This window comes from Paenibacillus sp. TAB_01, assembly GCF_043945595.1.
GTDB lineage: Bacteria > Bacillota > Bacilli > Paenibacillales > NBRC-103111 > Paenibacillus_S.
Window position 1 is genome coordinate 6,569,535 of the sequence record NZ_JBIFNP010000001.1, and the last position, 17,317, is coordinate 6,586,851.

The following is a 17,317-nucleotide window of genomic DNA, read 5'->3' on the forward strand; positions in this document are numbered from 1 at the left end:
TCGTTAAATGAGGTGAAGCTCTCGCATGTGGAAACTACGCGGTTATTTGAAGCCGTATTGGAAAGCCTCGCTGCTGGCTCCGCTGTGCATGCTGCTGGAGGTATACATGGACCTGCTGCAGCCGAAGCTGATGGCCAGCATCATCAACAACGGTGTGCTGACCCGAAATTTGCAGCACATTCAGTCTACAGGCCTCGCCATGATCGGAATCGCCCTGGTCGGGCTGCTTGGCGGCATCGGCTGCACGATCTATTCCAGCATCGCTTCCCAATGCTTCGGCACCGACCTGCGGAGAGATCTGTTCAGCAAGGTACAGTCCTTCTCCTTCCGCAACCTGGATCATATCCCTGCCGGCTCCTTGATCACACGGCTGACCAATGACATCGTGCAGCTGCAAAATATGGTGCAGATGACGCTGCGCACTCTTATCCGCTCGCCGTTTCTCGCTATCGGCAGCCTGATTATGGCCGTGACGATCAGTCCGAAGCTGGCCGTCGTACTGGCCGTTGTGCTGCCCGTTCTGTTTCTGGTGCTGTACCTGCTGATCCGGTTCGCCTTCCCCTTGTTCTCTAAGGTTCAGAACAAGCTGGATCAGGTGAACACGGTGCTGCAGGAGAATTTGACGGGCATTCGCGTTGTCAAAGCCTTTGTCCGCGCCCGTTTCGAGAACAAGCGGTTCGATACCGCCAATAACGATTATACCGCCATCGCACTGAAAGCATCCCGGGTCGTCGCCATCAATATGCCCATCATGATGCTCATTCTGAACCTGAGCATCGTAGCGGTCCTCTGGTTCGGCGGCCATCAGGTCTGGGAGGGCTCGCTGCCGGTCGGCGACCTGGTCGCCTTTATCAATTACGTAACACAGGTGCTGATGTCGTTTTCGATGGTCGGCATGATTCTGATGAACGTTTCCCGCGCTAAGGTATCCGCTGACCGCGTCAACGAGGTTATGAGCACCGAATCCGAGATTAAAGACCGTCCGCATGCATCGGAAGCGGCGATCAGTCAAGGCCGCGTCACCTTCGATCAGGTCTCGTTCCGTTACCCGAGTCAGCAGGATCTGGCGCTGCGGGACATCAGCTTCACGGCCGAGCCGGGACAGACGGTCGCCATTCTGGGGGCGACCGGATCGGGCAAATCGACGCTGGTCAATCTGATCCCCCGGCTGTATGACACGACGAAGGGCCATATAAAGATTGACGGCACGGATGTGCGGGACATGGCTTTGCAGCATCTGAGAACATGCATCGGCATGGTGCTGCAGGAGTCGTTCCTGTTCACCGGCTCCATCCGCGACAATATCCGGTTCGGTAAGCCGGAAGCGACCGACGAAGAGGTCGAGGCCGTTGCCAAAGCCGCCCAGGCGCACGATTTCATCATGAAGATGCCGGACGGCTATAATACACGGCTGGGACAGCGGGGCATTAACCTGTCCGGCGGGCAGAAGCAGCGCCTGTCCATCGCCCGGGCGCTGCTCGTGCGGCCTGCCATCCTGATTCTGGACGACAGCACAAGCGCCGTCGATCTCAGCACCGAATCGCGCATCCAGCAGGCGCTGCGGGAGCTGATGCGCACAAGCACCTGCTTCCTTATCGCACAGCGCATTTCGTCCGTATTGGATGCAGACAAAATTCTCGTCATCGACGAGGGGCGCATCGTTGCCGAGGGCACACATGCCGAGCTGTACCGGCACTCCGCCGTGTATCAGGACATTTATCGTTCCCAGCTGGGAAAGGAGGAAGTCGCTCATGGCTGAACAACCATCCAGAGCAGCCGAACCCGGAGGCATGAGAGGCGGGAATATTCCGCCGATAGGCATGCAGATGGGGATGGGCGGAGGGCCGGGAGGTGCCCGGCGCCCGCGGCATGGCCCCCAAGGCGAGGGCGAAGAACACCTCCCTTACCCTGCGGCGCATATGGGGCTATTTGGGCCGTCAGCGGGCCAGCCTGGTCTACGTGCTGATTCTGACGGCGATCAGCTCGCTGCTTTCCCTGGCAGGCCCTTATCTTATCGGCACGGCTATCGATAAATATATTATTCCGAAGGACTATAACGGTCTCGTCTGGCTCTCCTGCAGCCTGGTCGCGGTGTATCTGCTCGGCGCGCTTATGACCTGGTACCAATCCTACGTCATGATCGGGGTTTCCCAGCGGACAGTCCGCGAGCTTCGCAAGGACCTGTTCGCCAGGCTCCAGCTGCTGCCCCTTCCCTTCTTCGACGGTAAGACACACGGAGAGCTGATGAGCCGGACGACGAACGACATTGAGAATGTATCCAATACGCTCAATCAGAGCGTCACCCAGCTTCTGTCGAGCGTACTGACCTTTGTCGGCGCTCTCGTGCTGATGCTGATGCTCGACGTATGGATGACGGTCGTCAGCCTGATTACGATTCCTTTGGTGATGTTCCTTACGGGACAGATCGCCAAGCGGACACGTAAATATTTCACCGCACAGCAGCAGCAGCTCGGCGAGCTGAACGGATTCATACAAGAAACGGTCTCCGGGCAAAAGGTCGTCAAGGTATTCCGCCGCGAAGCGAAAGCCGCCGAGGAATTCGACGTTATCAACCGGAAGCTGAATGAGGTCGGGATCAAAGCGCAAATTTTTTCCGGCACCGTCGGGCCGGCCATGAACGTTATCAATAATATCAACTTTGCTGTGATTGCCGCGGTCGGAGGCTGGCTTGCCTTCAACGGCTTAACGAGCATCGGCATTATCGTCAGCTTCCTGAATTATTCGAAGCAGTTCGGGCGTCCGATCAATGAGCTCGCCAACCAGTTTAATGTGATCCAGTCGGCCGTTGCCGGTGCGGAGCGCGTGTTCGAAATTCTCGATACGGCCTCTGAATACGAAGAGAACAAGGGGCTGAAGGCTTTGACGCAGGTGAAGGGCGAGGTTAGGCTCCGCGACGTCACCTTCAGCTACAAGCAGGGCGTGCCTGTGCTGAAGAACGTTACGCTGACCGCGAAGCCGGGGGAAACGATCGCGCTCGTCGGGCCGACCGGAGCCGGCAAGACGACGATCGTCAACCTGCTGACCCGATTCTACGAAATCGACAGCGGGGAAATTACGGTGGACGGCGAGAACGTCCGAGAGCTGGAGAAGAACAGTCTGCGCAGCCAGCTTGGCATCGTGCTGCAGGACGCCTACCTGTTCTCGGATACGATTCGCGAGAACATCCGGTACGGCCGCCTCGACGCGACCGATGCCGAGATCGAGGCAGCCGCCAGGCTCGCCAATGCGGATGCGTTTATCCGCAGGCTGCCGGAGGACTACGGCACGCAGCTGTCCGCCGAAGGCGCCAACCTGAGCCAAGGGCAGCGGCAGCTGATCACGATCGCCCGCGCGATCTTGGCCGACCCGGCTATCCTTATCCTCGATGAAGCGACGAGCAGCGTCGATACGCGAACCGAAATGCACATTCAGGAAGCGATGAATGTGCTGATGAAGGGACGTACCAGCTTCGTGATCGCCCACCGGCTGAGCACCATCCGCGAGGCTGACCAAATTCTCGTCATCGACGGGGGAGAAATTATCGAGCGGGGGACGCATGAGGAGCTTCTTGCGGAGCAGGGCTTCTATTACCGGCTGTACACCAGCCAGTTCAAACGGGTCGGATGACCCTGTGTTAAGGCAGCAGGCTTACTATTAGAGTATAGGGTTCGTACCATATACCATAATACTATGGTCATACTATGCTGCCGGCTTGTCCGGCTGCATCCAGTTTCGGACTCATTAGGTAACGGGCAGCAGCAAACTATAGACGTACCTGTGAAAGAAACCAGGCGCCTCCGGCCAAGTCTACTAATAAGCAATGGAGCTGATCATCCCGAAGCAAATAAAAGTAGGCCGCCTACTATGCTTGGTCTCCGTCATATCGGGTTTGAACGCTGCGCCGGAAACCGAGTATCCGGACATCCTATGTGATGACCAGCGTCTTACAAACACAAAGGGAGCCTCCCCGCCAGCTGTGCTGTGCGGGAGGCCCCCTGCTTTTTCAACTAAGCTCCTGCCCTCGCTTCCGCAAGGCAGAAACTCCATCAACTAAACTATAAAATAGAATAAGTGCGAAAGCATTTACCCGACAGGCAGAATAAAGCCGCCTAAGTCCTTTGGCTTAGTTGCCGTAACCTCTGCTTTGCAGGTTCCGCAGGCTGATAGCCAGGCTCTCGAACGGATCGCGGCCGTAGCATTGATCCTGCTCTACCGCCCCCCATTCCACGCCGATGTCCTCGCAGGCTTGCAGAATGCGGGTAAAGCTCATGTTACCTTCGCCAACCTCGGCAAATCTCGGTTCACGCGCGCCGGTTACGGTCATATCTTTCAGATGGACAACCTTCATGCGTCCTTCCACCTTCTTGATCCATTCGGCCGGATCGCCGCCGGCGGCTTGCACCCAGTACACGTCCAATTCGAAATCGACGGCAGCCGGATCAGTCTCCTCTAACAAAATATCGATTCCGGTCTTCCCGTCAAACTTCGCGAATTCAAAATCATGATTGTGATAAATAAACGTAAGTCCCGCTTCCTTCAGCCTCCGGCCGATGTCGGTCGCCTGCTTCGCAAAAGAGGCGTAACCTTCGCGGCTGGTGCGGTATTCCTGCGGAAGACCTCCCAAACCGACATATTTGCAGTTCCACAGCAAATGCTTCTCAATGACTTCGTCAAGCTTGTCCGTCAGATCGGCGAACGGAATATGCGTTGCGCAGATCGTTAATTGCTCCTGATCGGCCAAGTCCTTCAGCGCCTGATTGTCAATCGGCCCCACACCGGATACCTGCACCGCGTTATAGCCGATTTGTTTTACTTTTTTCAGCGATGCGGCAATGTCCTCAGGGGTCTTCAAATGTTCTCTCAGCGTGTACAATTGTGCTGCAATTTGCATTGTTCATCTCTCCAATCGACCATGATGGATAGGCCTGCTAAGGTCTTCCTTCCTATCATCTTACTTTTTGGAACAGATTTCAATCCATTTTATGAAAACGCTTCACGAATTCGTATAAACAGCCAGCACCCGGCCTGAATGCGGGGCCATGTCCGCTAGCGACAACACTCCATCGCAGAAGCCATAGGCCTCCCCGCGCCAAAAATCCTCGATCCGTGACGGCCCCGCAAGCTTAACCTCGAGCGTGGAGGGCTCGTCTCCCCAATTGAACAAACAGAGCAGCTCGCGGTCCGGCTCCTGCACGCGGCCGATCCGAAAGCTGTCGTCCTCGAACCGTGCCGCTTGGTTCGAAGCAGTCAGCGCCCGCCGCAGGACGGCAAGGCTCTCCGGTGACAGGGCGCATATATCGTCGCCGGAGAGCACCATGCCGCCGGAAGCAATGATGTATGCGGCGTGAAAGGCGAACTCCTCCGGCGTAATCGAGGAAGGGCCCCGCCGGACCGTTCCGTCCGGATCGACGAGCTTGATATCCCGGTTCTCAAGCACCAGGCAGTCGGGATCGTTCACCCACAGCCGCTGATGCTGCCAGCTGCGGTAAAAGCCCTCGGCGGCCAGCTTTTTGAAAATTGGCCATTTGCGGCTAATATCGCCGGTCACCCGCATGCCGTGCACCGTCCCGAGCGAGGGCCACATCGGCGCGTTGCAGCCGAGCAGGAAGCTATCCGCTCCCGCGCCGTCCAGCACCGCTGCCATACCCATGCGGTATGCCTCCACCTTGGTGGCATCGGACCGATAGCGCCTGCCGCCCGGGAGCGCCCCCCACATATTGGCGTCCAGCTTGAAATAATGGCAGCCCCATGCCTCGCGCATCGTCTTGAATACAGTGCGCAAATAATCCTGTGCCCCGGGATGGGTGCCGTCGAGCATATACCACGGCCCCTGCCGCCAGCCGCCGAACGAAATCCGGTTCGAGGCCAGCGGCTGCTCCTCCTCATCCCGGATAAACCAGTCGGGATGCGAACGGAACAGCGCCGACTCCCGCTGCGCAATAAACGGCGCCACCCAAATCGCCGGCTCGAAGCCCGCTGCCCGGATGCCGCGGCACAGCCGCTCCATATCGCTGAACGAGCGTCCCGGCACAAGCCAGTCGCCCATATACGCCTGGTAGCCGTCGTCGATTTGTATGTAGCGCAGCTGCGGCGCCTGCCTCCCGATCTCATGCAGGTTATCGAAAATATTCCGTTCGGTGACCTCCGGCCCGAAGCAGTACCATGAGCACCAGCCGGTCGGCACGCCGTGCGGCGATACCAGCCGGGGATGGTGCGTCTCAATCCGCTGGGCATAGCGCTCCAGCAGCGTCTCCCTGTCATTCCCCTCCAGCACGGCCAGCTCCTCGAGCTCCCAGCTCTCTCCGGGCGCCAGCGTCAGCCCTTCCCCGTCGAGCACGATTTCATAATGCCCTTCCGCAAGCCGAAGCTCGCCTGTAAATCTGCGGCAGGAGGTGAAGCCAATCAGTACCAGACGCTCCGGCTGAGGAGACAGCAGCACATAGTTATATGCGGTAAAATAACCGTCCGTCTCCGGCAGCTTATAATGCTTATGGTCGTCATAAGCGCCGATCAGCCGGGGCTCGCGGAGCGATCCCGCATACTGTGAGAGCATGCTGTAGCCTTCACCGTAAAAAGCCGTTTCACCGCCGTAGGGCCAAACCCCTTGGCAGAGAACGATCTCTTGAATGGCGGCGGGCGCCTCCCCCTCATTGACCGCACGAAATGTGCCTGTGCCTCCGTTCCAAGAGGGGACGACGCGCACCCTGCCAAGCTCGGCTCCGCCTTGTCCGCGCACGGCGGAGACCGCGCTTTTCAGCCATGCCGGTTCTCTATATCCAGGTTCCATCTATGCAGGCTCCTTCCGGCTCAGTTTGCATTACAGTCGGCTTCAACGTCGGCCGGCCCTTTTGCGCACCGAGCTTATTTTATTGGCTTCATTATAACAGTTCACCTGCATTACGGATTTAGCTTATTGTCCGCCATTTGCACAATTCTAGGATAAAATGGGCTTGCGGCGGTAGTTAAGCCCATGATAGTCTACATGCAGGCCGTATAGGCCGATCCTTCAGCGGAGGTGTCTATGCTTATGCTGCAGCAGCAAGCCGTCTCTTTATCAGAAGTGCGCTCCCGCGTTGTCGGCGCTTCGTTCTACCCCTTCAAGCCAGGACAAGCCGTCCCGACCCGATTCGCCTTTGTGCATACTTTCACTTTTATCGTTTCAGGCCGCGGGCGGATGACCTTGAACGGTGAAGCCTACATGGCAGAAGCGCGGCAGCTTTTCTATATGGAGCCCGGAACGCTTCATTCCTTTCAGGCAGACTCGGAGGAGCCGATGATCCATGCCTCCGTCTATGTCGATCTGCTGTCCCCCTCGACTCCGAAGCAGAAAGGCGACCGGCAGCTTAATACGTACGATTATCTTACCGCCGACCGGAGCTTGTGTGCCGCAGGCGTACAGTTCACTGAGGGCTTCGTTCTGCCCGTCTGCAGCCGTATCCCGCCGAATGCGGAGTGGATAGATTCCTTTTTATCCGTCATCGAGCTGTTTCCCGAGCCGTTCCCGGGTACGGACATTTTACTTCGGGCACGCTTCGAGGCCTTCCTCATCCCTCATATCCGGTATTTACTGCAGCCGACGCCCGATTTCTACGACCCGCGCATCGCCAAGCTAATTCAATGGCTTGGGGAAATTCGCGGGGAGCGCATACCGATTGCAGCGTGGGCCCGCCGCCTTGGCATCAGCACCGCTTATTTGTATGAGCTGTTCCGCAGGCAGACAGGTACCAGCCCCCAGGCCTATGAGCTGCGAGCGAAGCTCGATAAAGCCAAAGCATACCTCAGGGAAACCGACCTGCCGGTTACCGAAATCGCCTGCAGGCTGGGCTTTTCCTCCCTGCACTATTTCACCCGGCAGTTTACGAAGCAGATGCGGGAACCCCCTTCCCATTACCGCAGCCGCTTCCGCAGGCATGGATAATTTTCCCCTCTTCAGGACAAAGCAGGCGCCTGGAAAGTCCCGCCGCCGTATATATACGCCGTTCTTTTCGTATACTACACCTATTCATTCCAACTTATGGGAGCACATAGACGTATGCCAACGGTGTATTTATTCATCTCAATTGCGATATGCATGCTCTGTCTGTCTTCCCTCATGCTGCTGTACAGACGGATGCATCCCCTGATCCTGGTGCACGGATATTTCGTTGGGACGATCCTGATGCAGCAATCCTTTGCCGTGCTATCGCTCAATCTTCATTATGTAAAGCCGGTTCTCGGCTTGCAGGCCTTTTGGGCCTTTAAGCTGCCAGGGCTTTTTGTCCAGCCGATCCTTCTCCTGTGGGGACTGAAGCCTCTATTCTCCAGGAAGCACGGAGCAGGCGCCAAGCTGTGCTTGATACTCATCCCGCTTCTGCTGATGACAGCGGTAGACGCCGGTATGAAATTTACCGGCTTTATCGCCGTCATGCATTGGAACGCGTTCTTCTCCGCACTCCGGTATGCGCTGATTCTGCTTGCCGCCTGGGCTTACCTGAAGCTTCTGCAGCGTTTGATGCGTGCTGAGGAGGTGTCGGGGCTGTGATCCTGTTTCCTCCAGCGGTTTTTGATTCCAATGAATGGTTCATCGTGGCGGCCAGCGTGCTGGTTTGGACGGTTTCGCTTGCGCTGCCCAAGCGGTTCAGCCTGTTCACCGTAGTTTGTATTTGGGTGCTGAATATATATCTGGCGCAAACGACCGATTTTATTATCGGCAAAGTTCCTTACGAGCTGTATCAAGTCAACGACTACTCCGAATATGAGTACTTTGATGTGTTCCTCTATATCATCACTTATCCTCCCGCCGCCTATTTAATGCTGGAAGGCTACGACCGCTGGAGACTGCGGGGGAGCAAAGCGGTTTTCTACGTGCTTGCCTGTGCCCTGGTTACGATCGGGCTGGAAAGAGTATCGGTCGCGTTTCGCGTCTTTACCTATGACAGCTGGCGGCTTGCTTACTCATATCCCACTTATGTTCTGGTGTATAGCCTGAATATCGGCATGCTGCGGCTTGTCCGAAGGTATCATCCCCTCCAGGGGCTGCGGGCAGGCCGCCCGGAACAAAGACAGGGCCGCCTTTGAAGAGGCAGCCCCGTCCAGGTCATTTTATTTTCCCTCCATCCTCTTTACCAAGCCTTTTCCTGGGGAGGACGGCTCTGAAGCTGACCGGCCTCTTTAATGAACTTTCGCAGAAGATCGGCCCGCTCCCAGCTCGCAAAATGATCCTCCCATATAATAATATGGTACAGGTTTTCGTTGATCTCCATGATCATGCCCCGCGCCCCGTCGCGAACAAAAATCACATGATCTCCGATCTTCAACATCCGCGTCACCCCATTCTGAATATGAATTCATGGCCGCCTTTCGGATACTTTATGTATATAGAGCCCGTGCGCATAAAATACCTTCAGAATGAAAGCGCTTGTATAGGTGCCACATAAAAAAACGCAGGTTCGATTAGACCCGCGCTTCCCCTAACCCTTGATCCCGGTTAAGGTCACCCCTTCAATAATATAGCGCTGACCTAGGATATAAACGATCAGCACGGGCACGACCGCAATGGCAGATCCCGCCATCATCAGCGTCCAGTCCGTAATGTACATTCCCCTGAACAGGTTCAGCAGCAGCGGAACCGTGAACTTTTCCGGCGTGTTCAGAAAGATCAGTGGCCCGAAGAAGCTGTTCCACATGCCGAGAAACGTAAAGATGCCGAGCGCCGCAAGAGCAGGCCTGATCAGCGGAAGAATGATGCGCGAATAGATCGTCCAGCGGTTGGCTCCGTCCATAATCGACGCCTCTTCCAATTCATCAGGGATACTCTTCATAAACTGCCGGAGCAAAAACACGCCGAAGGCGTTGAACAAAGCGGCCGGAACAATCAGCGCCAGATGCGTATCCAGCCAGCCGATCGCCTTCATCATCAAATAGAGCGGAATGATCGTCACTTGATGGGGCACCATCATCGTAGCCAGGAACAGTACGAATAACGATTCGCGGAACGGAAAGCGGATCTTGGCAAAGGCATAAGCCGCCATAGAGCAGGTCAGCAGCTGCACGGCTACGGAAATGACGGCGATATAAAAGCTGTTAAAGTAGGCCTGCCCGAACGGCAGCGCTTCCCAAGAGCGCTTATAGTTGCCCCATTCCCAAGGATCGGGTATCCACTTCGGCGGAATGAGGAAGATTTGAGAGAAGGGCTTCAGGGAGCTGAGCACCATCCATAAAAAGGGTCCGGTCATGGCAATGGCCCCGGCAATCAGTACAACGTGCAGCAGCACCGTCGCTACCGGGCTTCCCCCGCTCCGGTCGGCTTTCCATACGCTGACGGCCGCCTTATTGGCGGCATTCACATTCACATCCATAATCGACTCCTCCTGATCCGGTCATTCTCCATAATGCACCCAACGCTTGGCCATGCGCATCTGGAACAAGGTCAAGGCCAAAATGATGACAAACAAGATCACCGATGCCGCTGCGCTCTTGCCGAACGTAAATTCCACAAAAGCCAGCTGATAAATGTGATAAACGATCGTATAGCTGGCCTTGGCCGGGCCGCCGGCCGTCATGACGAAGGACTGGTCGAATACCTGAAAGGAACCGATAATGGACATAATCGTGGCGAAAAAGGTTGTCGGCGACAGCAGCGGAAGCGTAATATGCCAAAACTGGCGGAACTTCGTCGCCCCGTCCATCTGGGCGGCTTCATAGTAGCTGGGCGAGATCCCCTGCAGCCCCGCCAGGAACAGCACCATATTGCCTCCGAGTCCCCACCAGACGCTCAGCATCGCAATCGACGGAATGACGAGGCTGCGGTTCGTCAGCCAATCGGGCCCGTGAATGCCGAACCACTGCATCAAATACACATTGATGATGCCGAATTCCGAATTCAGCAGCCACAGCCATACGATCGACACGGCAATGGAGCTGGTCACGACGGGCATATAGTAGAACAGACGGTAAATTACCTTGCCCCGCACCTTATTCAGCGCTACGGCCACGAGAATGGCCAGGATAATGCCTGCAGGAACGACCAGCAGGGTGTACCATGCGGTATTCCATAAGGCAAGTCTGAAGTCCGGGCTTTGGAACTGCCCGATAAAATTATCCAATCCGACGAACTGCTTCGCTCCGAACCCGTCCCATTTCATCATGCTTAAGGCGAATGCGGAGACCAGCGGAATAAAAGCAAATATCGTCAGTCCTACCAGCTGGGGCAAAATAAACCCGAACCCCCAAAGCCGCTCGGACAATTGCTTGTTCATACGCTCACATCCTTTCCGGCTGCTTGAAGCGGCGGAGGGCTCCCGTCCGTGCAGGCTCCTTCCCGCCGCATCCTCCTTGCTGAGCTGCAGAGCACAATGGCCGTCAATTGACTCAGCTTATTTCCCGGCCTTGTACTCGGCGATTTTCTTATTCGCCTTCTCCGTCACCGTCTTCAAGGTATCGTCCAGCTTGCCGTCCTTCAGCCAGAGCGTCTCCATCTCGTCGGTAATGACTTTGCTCAATCCCGGAACGCCCGCTTCGAAAGGCGTCAGCGCAAAGCCGATGTTGCGCGTATCCAGGAAATATTTAGCATGCTCCGGCAAATTGCCCTCAAGCACGACCTGATCGGCGCCCGATACCGCCGGTACCGCGTTGCCGCCTCCTTGCAGCCGGTAAATCTGCCCTTCCTTCGAGACGAACTCGCTTAAGAACTGGTACGCCTCCTTCGGATGCTTCGTGCTTTTATTTAAAACCATGTAGGCCGTCGCTACGCCTGCCGGTTCGATTTTCTTCCCTGTATTCGTCGGAAACGGAACGATATCGAATTGAAGATCCTTGTTCTGCTTGAAGATGGGGAGATACCAGCGCCCCGCCGATACGAATCCCACCTGGTTGGACATGAACATTGCGTCGCCGCCCTGACCTTTCGGCAGCGTCCCCGCGAACGTTATATTTTTGCTCTGCACATTATCGTACAGGAATTTGTAGGCTTCCTTCGCCTTCGGATCGGTGCCTGCGACAAATTCGCCCTTCTCATTGTACGGCTTGCCGCCATTGCCCGAAATAAAGCTGTAATAGCTTGCCCAGCCGTTATCCAGCACGTAACCGTGCTTACCTCCGGCGCGCAGCTTGGTCAGCATATCTTTGAACGCATCCCAGGTCCATTGCCCTTTCTCGAACAGATCCGCGGGCATTTCGGCGACCCCGGCATCCTTGAGCAGCTTTTTGTTATACCACAAAATAATCGGATTACAGTCTACCGGTACGCCGTAAATTTTGCCGTCCTTCTTGGCGGCGCCCCACAGTCCCTCGAAGACGTCGGTATCTTTGATTTTGCTGTCAGGACTTTGCATCAGCGGCAGCAGCTCCGTCACCGTCTGGTTCTCGATCAGCTTGGAGATCGTGCCGTCGCCGGAGTAGAAAATATCCGGGGCCGTGCCTCCGCTCAGCTGGGTCAATATTTTTTGCTCGTAGCTGTCATTCGGGATCGGGATGAGCTCGACTTCGATGTTCGGATGCTTGGCGTTGAAATCCTTCGTAAATTCCTGAAAACGTCCCAGCTCCCCCGGATTGCCCCAGGTCGGACCACTTCAGCTTGACCTTCTCGCCGGGCTTTGGCGCCGGAGCCGCACCTTCTCCCGTTCCTCCTTGCGCTTCTCCCTGCCCTCCGCTGCTGCATGCCATCAACGGCATGATACCGATTACAACTGTAAGCGCGGTTAACGACACCCTTGTTCTCATTTTCATTAGGCTCATCCCTTTCGATTTGGAATCGAACACGAATTACGTTTTCATTATAAAATGCGAAATTTGTGGATGTAACCGCTTTTATTCCTGAATGGTGTCATGTTTTCCGAATTCGAAAATACCCTTTTCCCTGAACTCGGCCGGTGACATTTTCAGTACTTTGCGGAACAGCTTACTGAAATACTTCACATCGTTGAACCCCGATTTCTCCGCTACCTCATACACCTTCAGCGTCGTGGTAGTCAGCAGCACACGGGCACGCTTCAGACGCAGATGGATCAAATAATCGATAAAGTTCTGGCCGGTCACACGCTTGAACATTTCGCTGAAATAGTTTTTGCTCACCGCCACGTGGTCGGCCACATCCTGCAGGCTGATATTCTGCGTAAAGTTGCCTTTCATATAGTCGATGGCGCTCTCGATAATGCGCTGATGCAGACCGGTTTCCTCCGCTGCGCCGCTCTCCTTGTGCCACAGCTGCTCGAAAGCCGAACGCAGCAGACGTCGCAGCTCCTCCAGCGTCTCCATCGTACGCAAAGCCTCCGTTTGCTCCAGTGACATGTAAAGGCCGGGGCGGCACAGCCGGAACAAAGCAAGTACCTCCTGCGCCTCCCGCACCACCTCCGAAGGGCTGCGCTGCTGGACGGTCCACTGCTGGGCGACATGCTCCAGAACGTTCGCCGCATTTTCCCTGAAGCCTTCCTGGATCGCATTCTTCATAGCATGCTTCCACCCGGCCGCTTCCTTGCGGGGAGTCACATACTCAGGGTTCTCTTCAGCGAAGCGGATCGTTCCAGGACCGTAATAAAACCGCAGCTGCGCGGCCTCGCGCGCCTCCCGGTATGCCTGCTTCAAATGCTCCACGCCCGAGTATACCGTACTGACGCCCAGCGTGAAGGAACGGCCCTTGTCCTTCAGCAGCGTCTGAAGGCTTCGCAGCCGCTCCTCCGATTCCAATGAAGCCCTCTCCGGAGCCGGCAGCAGCAGCAGCAGCTGGTCCATATGAGCGCGGAAAGCAATGCCCTGCTCCAGGAAATCGTAGGCGCATTCCTGAGTCTCATCGATCACGATTTCCAGAAAAATACCCCCTTCCTCCGCCAGCAGCTTGTCGGCTCCGTCCAGCAGACTTACGGCAACACGGTAGCCGGATGCCGTCCAGGGCAGTTCAAGCCCCCAATCCATCCCTGCGGCTTCGCCGGCCATCAGCTTCATAAGCGATTTTTCGAGCTCCTGCCGTTTATCCGATAGCTCCTGCCTGGTGTACAGCTCATTGCGCTTGCGCTCCTCGGCCAGCTCCAGCTTGACCTTGCCCAGCACATTTTCAAGATCGGCTGGCTCCAGCGTCGGCTTCAGCAAATAATCGGAGGCGCCGAGCCGCACCCCTTCCCTCACATATTCAAAGTCGCTGTGGCAGCTGAGCAGAATGACCTTGATCCGGGGACAGCGCTCCCGCGCCCTGCGCATCAGCTCCAGACCGTCCATCACCGGCATCGCAATATCCGTAATGAGAATATCCACCTCGTCGCGTTCGATCCATCTCATCGCTTTTCTTCCGTTCGACTCTTCTCCCACCACCGTCAATCCGTTAGCTTCCCAATCGAATGTCGATTTCACCCCGATACGCGCCAGCGGCTCATCATCTACCAACAGCACTCTGTACATGCTCATCCCCCCTGTTCATTGGAAACGTCAATCTCACATGTGTTCCCTGCTGTTCGCTGCTGCTCACCTGTACGCCGTACGGATTGCCGTAATACAGCTGAAGCGTTTGATGCACATGCAGCAGGCCGATGCGGGTCATTCCGCTCTTGCTCGTACGGCCTTGCCCCGCCAGCAGCTGCGGTATTTTGTGCGCCTCGATGCCGATCCCGTCGTCCCGGATATCAATTACGGCGTTCGGGCCGTCCCTCTGCACGCTGACCTGAATAAGACCGTTATCCTCCTTCGGAGCAATGCCATGGAAGATGGCGTTCTCGACGATCGGCTGCAGCAGCATTCTCGGAATCGGCAGCTCCTTCAGCTCCGGCGGACACCGGACATCGAGCGTAATCCCGTCATTGTAGCGAAACTGCTGAATAATCATGTATTTCTCCAACAAGTCGAGCTCCTCTCCCAACGGAACAAAGGAGCCGCTTCGCTCCAGGCTGGCCTCCAGCAAATAAACGAGTGCCGAAATCGCATTCGCGACATCCTCCGTCCGCTGCAGCTTAGCCATCCACCGGATCGAATTGAGCGTATTGTACAGAAAATGCGGGTTAATCTGATAGCGCAGCGCGCGGATTTCCGCCTTCTTCTTCTCCGCCTCCTCCTCCGCGATCCGGTGAATGAGCACGTCGATCTGGCGGATCATCTTGTTAAAGCTTTGGCCGAGCTGCCCGATTTCGTTGCGTCCGACCATGCTGGCCCGTACGGTTAAATCGCCGGCCTCGCTCTTTTTCATCAGCTTGCTGAGATGGACGAGCGGTCTGCCGATCCGGTGGGCTACATAGTACCCCATCACGACGGCCACCAGCACCGAGGCCAGCGCAATCCAAACGGTCAGGTCGCGGATTTCGATCGAATCGGCCACCAGCTCTTGGATCGGAACAACACCTGCGACCCGCCAATCGTTGTCGAGCGCAGCAGGGATGACCAGCATGTCCTGCCCGTCCCGCTTCATCACCTGGGTATGAGCCGGCAGGATCAGGTCGGACGGCTTGCCGAATAGAGCCGGGTCGTTATGGTACGAAAGCCGGTTGTTCTGATCGACGACAAACGTGTTGCCGGTCTGACCGAACTGGATATCGGCGAGCGCATCCGTCAGCACCTTGCCTCTGACCTCGATAAACATCACGCCTATCGATTTGCCCGTGTCGACATCCTTGACCAGCCTGCCCAATCCGAATACGGGAATGCCCATATCGGTTCCTTTCAGGTAGGAAATATTCGTCAGCCCGAACCAGACGGTTCGCCCGTCGGCCTTGACGACCTGCTTGTACCAGTCCGCTTCCCAAGGATTGATAACGCCTTGAAAGTCGGAGCTGACGACGGAATTTTTTTTGTTAATATCGAGGATATAAATGTCCATAATTTCCGGGGAATTCATAATGAGGGAGAGAATAAAATCTTTGGCCGTCTTGTTCTTCTTGATCGCAAAAGCGGCATCGTCATCCCCTTTCAGCGCTTCATGAATCGATTGATTGCTCAACAAACGCATCGATGTATTATCCAGGCCTTTGAAAATAAAATTCAGCTTGTCGCTGACCTGCTTAATCGTGAGGGAGGCCACATTGCTGACCTGCTCTTCGATCATCCTTGCGGATTTCTCGTAGGAAATATATCCGCCTATCAGAACCGGCACGATGATGCTGATAAAAAACAATAGAAACAGCTGGACGGCAATCGAGTGAATGCGGTTGTACCAAGGACCGGCATACCGGGTAAAGCGAATGCTTTTAAAGCCTGCCATCCTATCCCTCCTCTTTGTTTAGAGTCAACGTGGAATTGAGATGATGTATTCGTTATACGCCCAGAAAATCCCTTCTATGCTTTCAATTGGGATGAATGCGCATTCATGATAAACTAAAGATAGTTTATTGAGCTGAGAACGACTGGAAGGGGAAAGAACTGATGTGCAGCGACAAAGAGTACCCTATGGCTGCCAAGACGCCTGCTGTCGTCATGGCGGGCGACTTTACCGTAAAGGCGGGATGGACGCTCGGACCCCGTCATTTAAACGACTACGAGCTCGTCTATTTTCCCATAGGATCGGACACCCAGTACCGTTTGGCAGACGGCCGGAGCTACAAGCTGGATGAGCCTTGCTTTGTCCTGACCTGCCCGGGGCAGGAGCACACCTATATCTTCGATGAAAAAAAACCTACGCGGCATCTGTTCATTCACTTCGTCATGCAGGGCTCGGTACCGGAAACCGGCGGCGGTCCGATTCGCCGGTCTTCCTTCCTATTCCCCCTATCTGCCTGTCATGTGCGTCCCGCTGCTTCCTTCGCTGATGAAGCACATTCTGCACCTGACCGCCTTCAAGCCGGGGGGATGGCGGCGGCGGACAAGCGCCCACCTGAACTCCATCCTGGCGGAATGGGACACGCTGCCGCCCATTTCCGCTGAAGCTTTAACCGATGCGCCGGGGACGGAGGCGAACGGAGCTTTTCACGAGGCACGGTTGCGGGCCTTCTCCGTGATATCGGGGGAACCCGGGCTCCCGCCCGAAGCCCTGCCGCTGCAAATCGCCCAAGCGCTGCAATACATCGACCGGCACCTGCATCGGCCGCTGTCCATCCCTGCCATTGCGGAGCATACAGGGTGGACGCACGAGCATTTCACCCGGATGTTCAGCCGGCACCTGGGGATGACGCCGCAGCAGGCAATCCTGCAGCGGCGCATCGAGAGAGCCGGCCAGCTGCTCGTACAGACCGAAGCGGCGATCAAGCAGATCGCCTATGAGACGGGCTTCCAGGACGAGCACTATTTTTCCCGGTGCTTCACGAAGCTCAAGGGCATGACCGCCTCTCAATACCGTCGGCGTTTCGCCGACCCGAGAGCCCGTCATCTCGCTCCGACCGATGCCTACCAGGCTGCCTATCCGTTAAATCATTATTTCACCTAAGCCCTA

The 17,317-nt window shown here is 56.0% G+C and carries 16 protein-coding genes; 7 read left to right on the forward strand and 9 right to left on the reverse strand.

Annotated elements, in window-relative coordinates:
• Window positions 1-25 precede the first annotated feature (25 nt).
• Window positions 26-1,759: an ABC transporter ATP-binding protein gene (locus ACHHV8_RS32080; RefSeq protein ID WP_395163240.1), complete on the forward strand. Its 1,734-nt coding sequence runs from the start codon at window positions 26-28 to the stop codon at window positions 1,757-1,759.
• A gap of 110 nt (window positions 1,760-1,869) precedes the next feature.
• Entirely contained in the window at window positions 1,870-3,627 is a 1,758-nt protein-coding gene (locus tag ACHHV8_RS32085) for an ABC transporter ATP-binding protein (protein ID WP_483874899.1), read from the forward strand.
• Between the two features lie 496 nt (window positions 3,628-4,123).
• On the opposite strand, the gene ACHHV8_RS32090 is transcribed toward ACHHV8_RS32085, so the two are convergent.
• Window positions 4,124-4,891 carry a sugar phosphate isomerase/epimerase family protein gene (locus ACHHV8_RS32090; protein WP_395163242.1) on the reverse strand — a complete coding sequence of 256 codons (768 nt, stop codon included), beginning with the start codon at window positions 4,889-4,891 and terminating at the stop codon, window positions 4,124-4,126.
• A 102-nt stretch (window positions 4,892-4,993) separates the two neighbouring features.
• Window positions 4,994-6,787: a glycoside hydrolase family 36 protein gene (locus ACHHV8_RS32095; RefSeq protein WP_395163243.1), complete on the reverse strand. Its 1,794-nt coding sequence runs from the start codon at window positions 6,785-6,787 to the stop codon at window positions 4,994-4,996.
• 240 nt (window positions 6,788-7,027) lie between these two features.
• On the opposite strand from ACHHV8_RS32095, the gene ACHHV8_RS32100 reads away from it, so the two are divergent.
• The 3 genes from ACHHV8_RS32100 (at window position 7,028) to ACHHV8_RS32110 (ending at window position 9,057) form a co-directional block, all read left to right on the forward strand.
• Window positions 7,028-7,918: an AraC family transcriptional regulator gene (locus ACHHV8_RS32100; RefSeq protein WP_395163244.1), complete on the forward strand. Its 891-nt coding sequence runs from the start codon at window positions 7,028-7,030 to the stop codon at window positions 7,916-7,918.
• A 114-nt stretch (window positions 7,919-8,032) separates the two neighbouring features.
• A complete protein-coding gene (locus tag ACHHV8_RS32105; protein WP_395163245.1) occupies window positions 8,033-8,521 on the forward strand; it encodes a hypothetical protein in 489 nt (162 codons plus the stop codon).
• A complete protein-coding gene (locus ACHHV8_RS32110; RefSeq protein WP_395163246.1) occupies window positions 8,518-9,057 on the forward strand; it encodes a hypothetical protein in 540 nt (179 codons plus the stop codon). The genes ACHHV8_RS32105 and ACHHV8_RS32110 overlap by 4 nt, the downstream gene beginning before the upstream one ends.
• Window positions 9,058-9,101: 44 nt before the next feature.
• On the opposite strand, the gene ACHHV8_RS32115 is transcribed toward ACHHV8_RS32110, so the two are convergent.
• The 7 genes from ACHHV8_RS32115 to ACHHV8_RS32145 all read right to left on the reverse strand — a co-directional run bounded on the left by ACHHV8_RS32115 (window position 9,102) and on the right by ACHHV8_RS32145 (window position 16,153).
• Window positions 9,102-9,299 carry a hypothetical protein gene (locus ACHHV8_RS32115; RefSeq protein ID WP_395163247.1) on the reverse strand — a complete coding sequence of 66 codons (198 nt, stop codon included), beginning with the start codon at window positions 9,297-9,299 and terminating at the stop codon, window positions 9,102-9,104.
• 150 nt (window positions 9,300-9,449) lie between these two features.
• Entirely contained in the window at window positions 9,450-10,337 is an 888-nt protein-coding gene (locus ACHHV8_RS32120; RefSeq protein ID WP_395163248.1) for a carbohydrate ABC transporter permease, read from the reverse strand.
• Window positions 10,338-10,358: 21 nt separating this feature from the next.
• Window positions 10,359-11,237 (reverse strand): carbohydrate ABC transporter permease, encoded by an 879-nt coding sequence (locus ACHHV8_RS32125; protein ID WP_395163249.1) that lies wholly within the window; start codon window positions 11,235-11,237, stop codon window positions 10,359-10,361.
• 117 nt (window positions 11,238-11,354) lie between these two features.
• Window positions 11,355-12,518, reverse strand: coding sequence for an ABC transporter substrate-binding protein (locus ACHHV8_RS32130; protein ID WP_395163685.1), 1,164 nt, complete (start codon window positions 12,516-12,518; stop codon window positions 11,355-11,357).
• Window positions 12,436-12,705, reverse strand: coding sequence for a hypothetical protein (locus ACHHV8_RS32135; protein ID WP_395163250.1), 270 nt, complete (start codon window positions 12,703-12,705; stop codon window positions 12,436-12,438). The genes ACHHV8_RS32130 and ACHHV8_RS32135 overlap by 83 nt, the downstream gene beginning before the upstream one ends.
• Window positions 12,706-12,786: 81 nt before the next feature.
• On the reverse strand, window positions 12,787-14,367 hold the full coding sequence (locus ACHHV8_RS32140) for a response regulator transcription factor (protein ID WP_395163251.1): 1,581 nt from the start codon (window positions 14,365-14,367) through the stop codon (window positions 12,787-12,789).
• Window positions 14,342-16,153 (reverse strand): cache domain-containing sensor histidine kinase, encoded by a 1,812-nt coding sequence (locus tag ACHHV8_RS32145; protein ID WP_395163252.1) that lies wholly within the window; start codon window positions 16,151-16,153, stop codon window positions 14,342-14,344. The genes ACHHV8_RS32140 and ACHHV8_RS32145 overlap by 26 nt, the downstream gene beginning before the upstream one ends.
• Window positions 16,154-16,314: 161 nt before the next feature.
• Between ACHHV8_RS32145 and ACHHV8_RS32150 the strand changes: the two genes are divergently transcribed.
• Both ACHHV8_RS32150 and ACHHV8_RS32155 read left to right on the forward strand, forming a co-directional pair.
• Window positions 16,315-16,812: an AraC family ligand binding domain-containing protein gene (locus ACHHV8_RS32150; protein ID WP_395163253.1), complete on the forward strand. Its 498-nt coding sequence runs from the start codon at window positions 16,315-16,317 to the stop codon at window positions 16,810-16,812.
• Window positions 16,697-17,311: a helix-turn-helix domain-containing protein gene (locus ACHHV8_RS32155; RefSeq protein WP_395163254.1), complete on the forward strand. Its 615-nt coding sequence runs from the start codon at window positions 16,697-16,699 to the stop codon at window positions 17,309-17,311. The genes ACHHV8_RS32150 and ACHHV8_RS32155 overlap by 116 nt, the downstream gene beginning before the upstream one ends.
• Window positions 17,312-17,317: the final 6 nt, after the last annotated feature.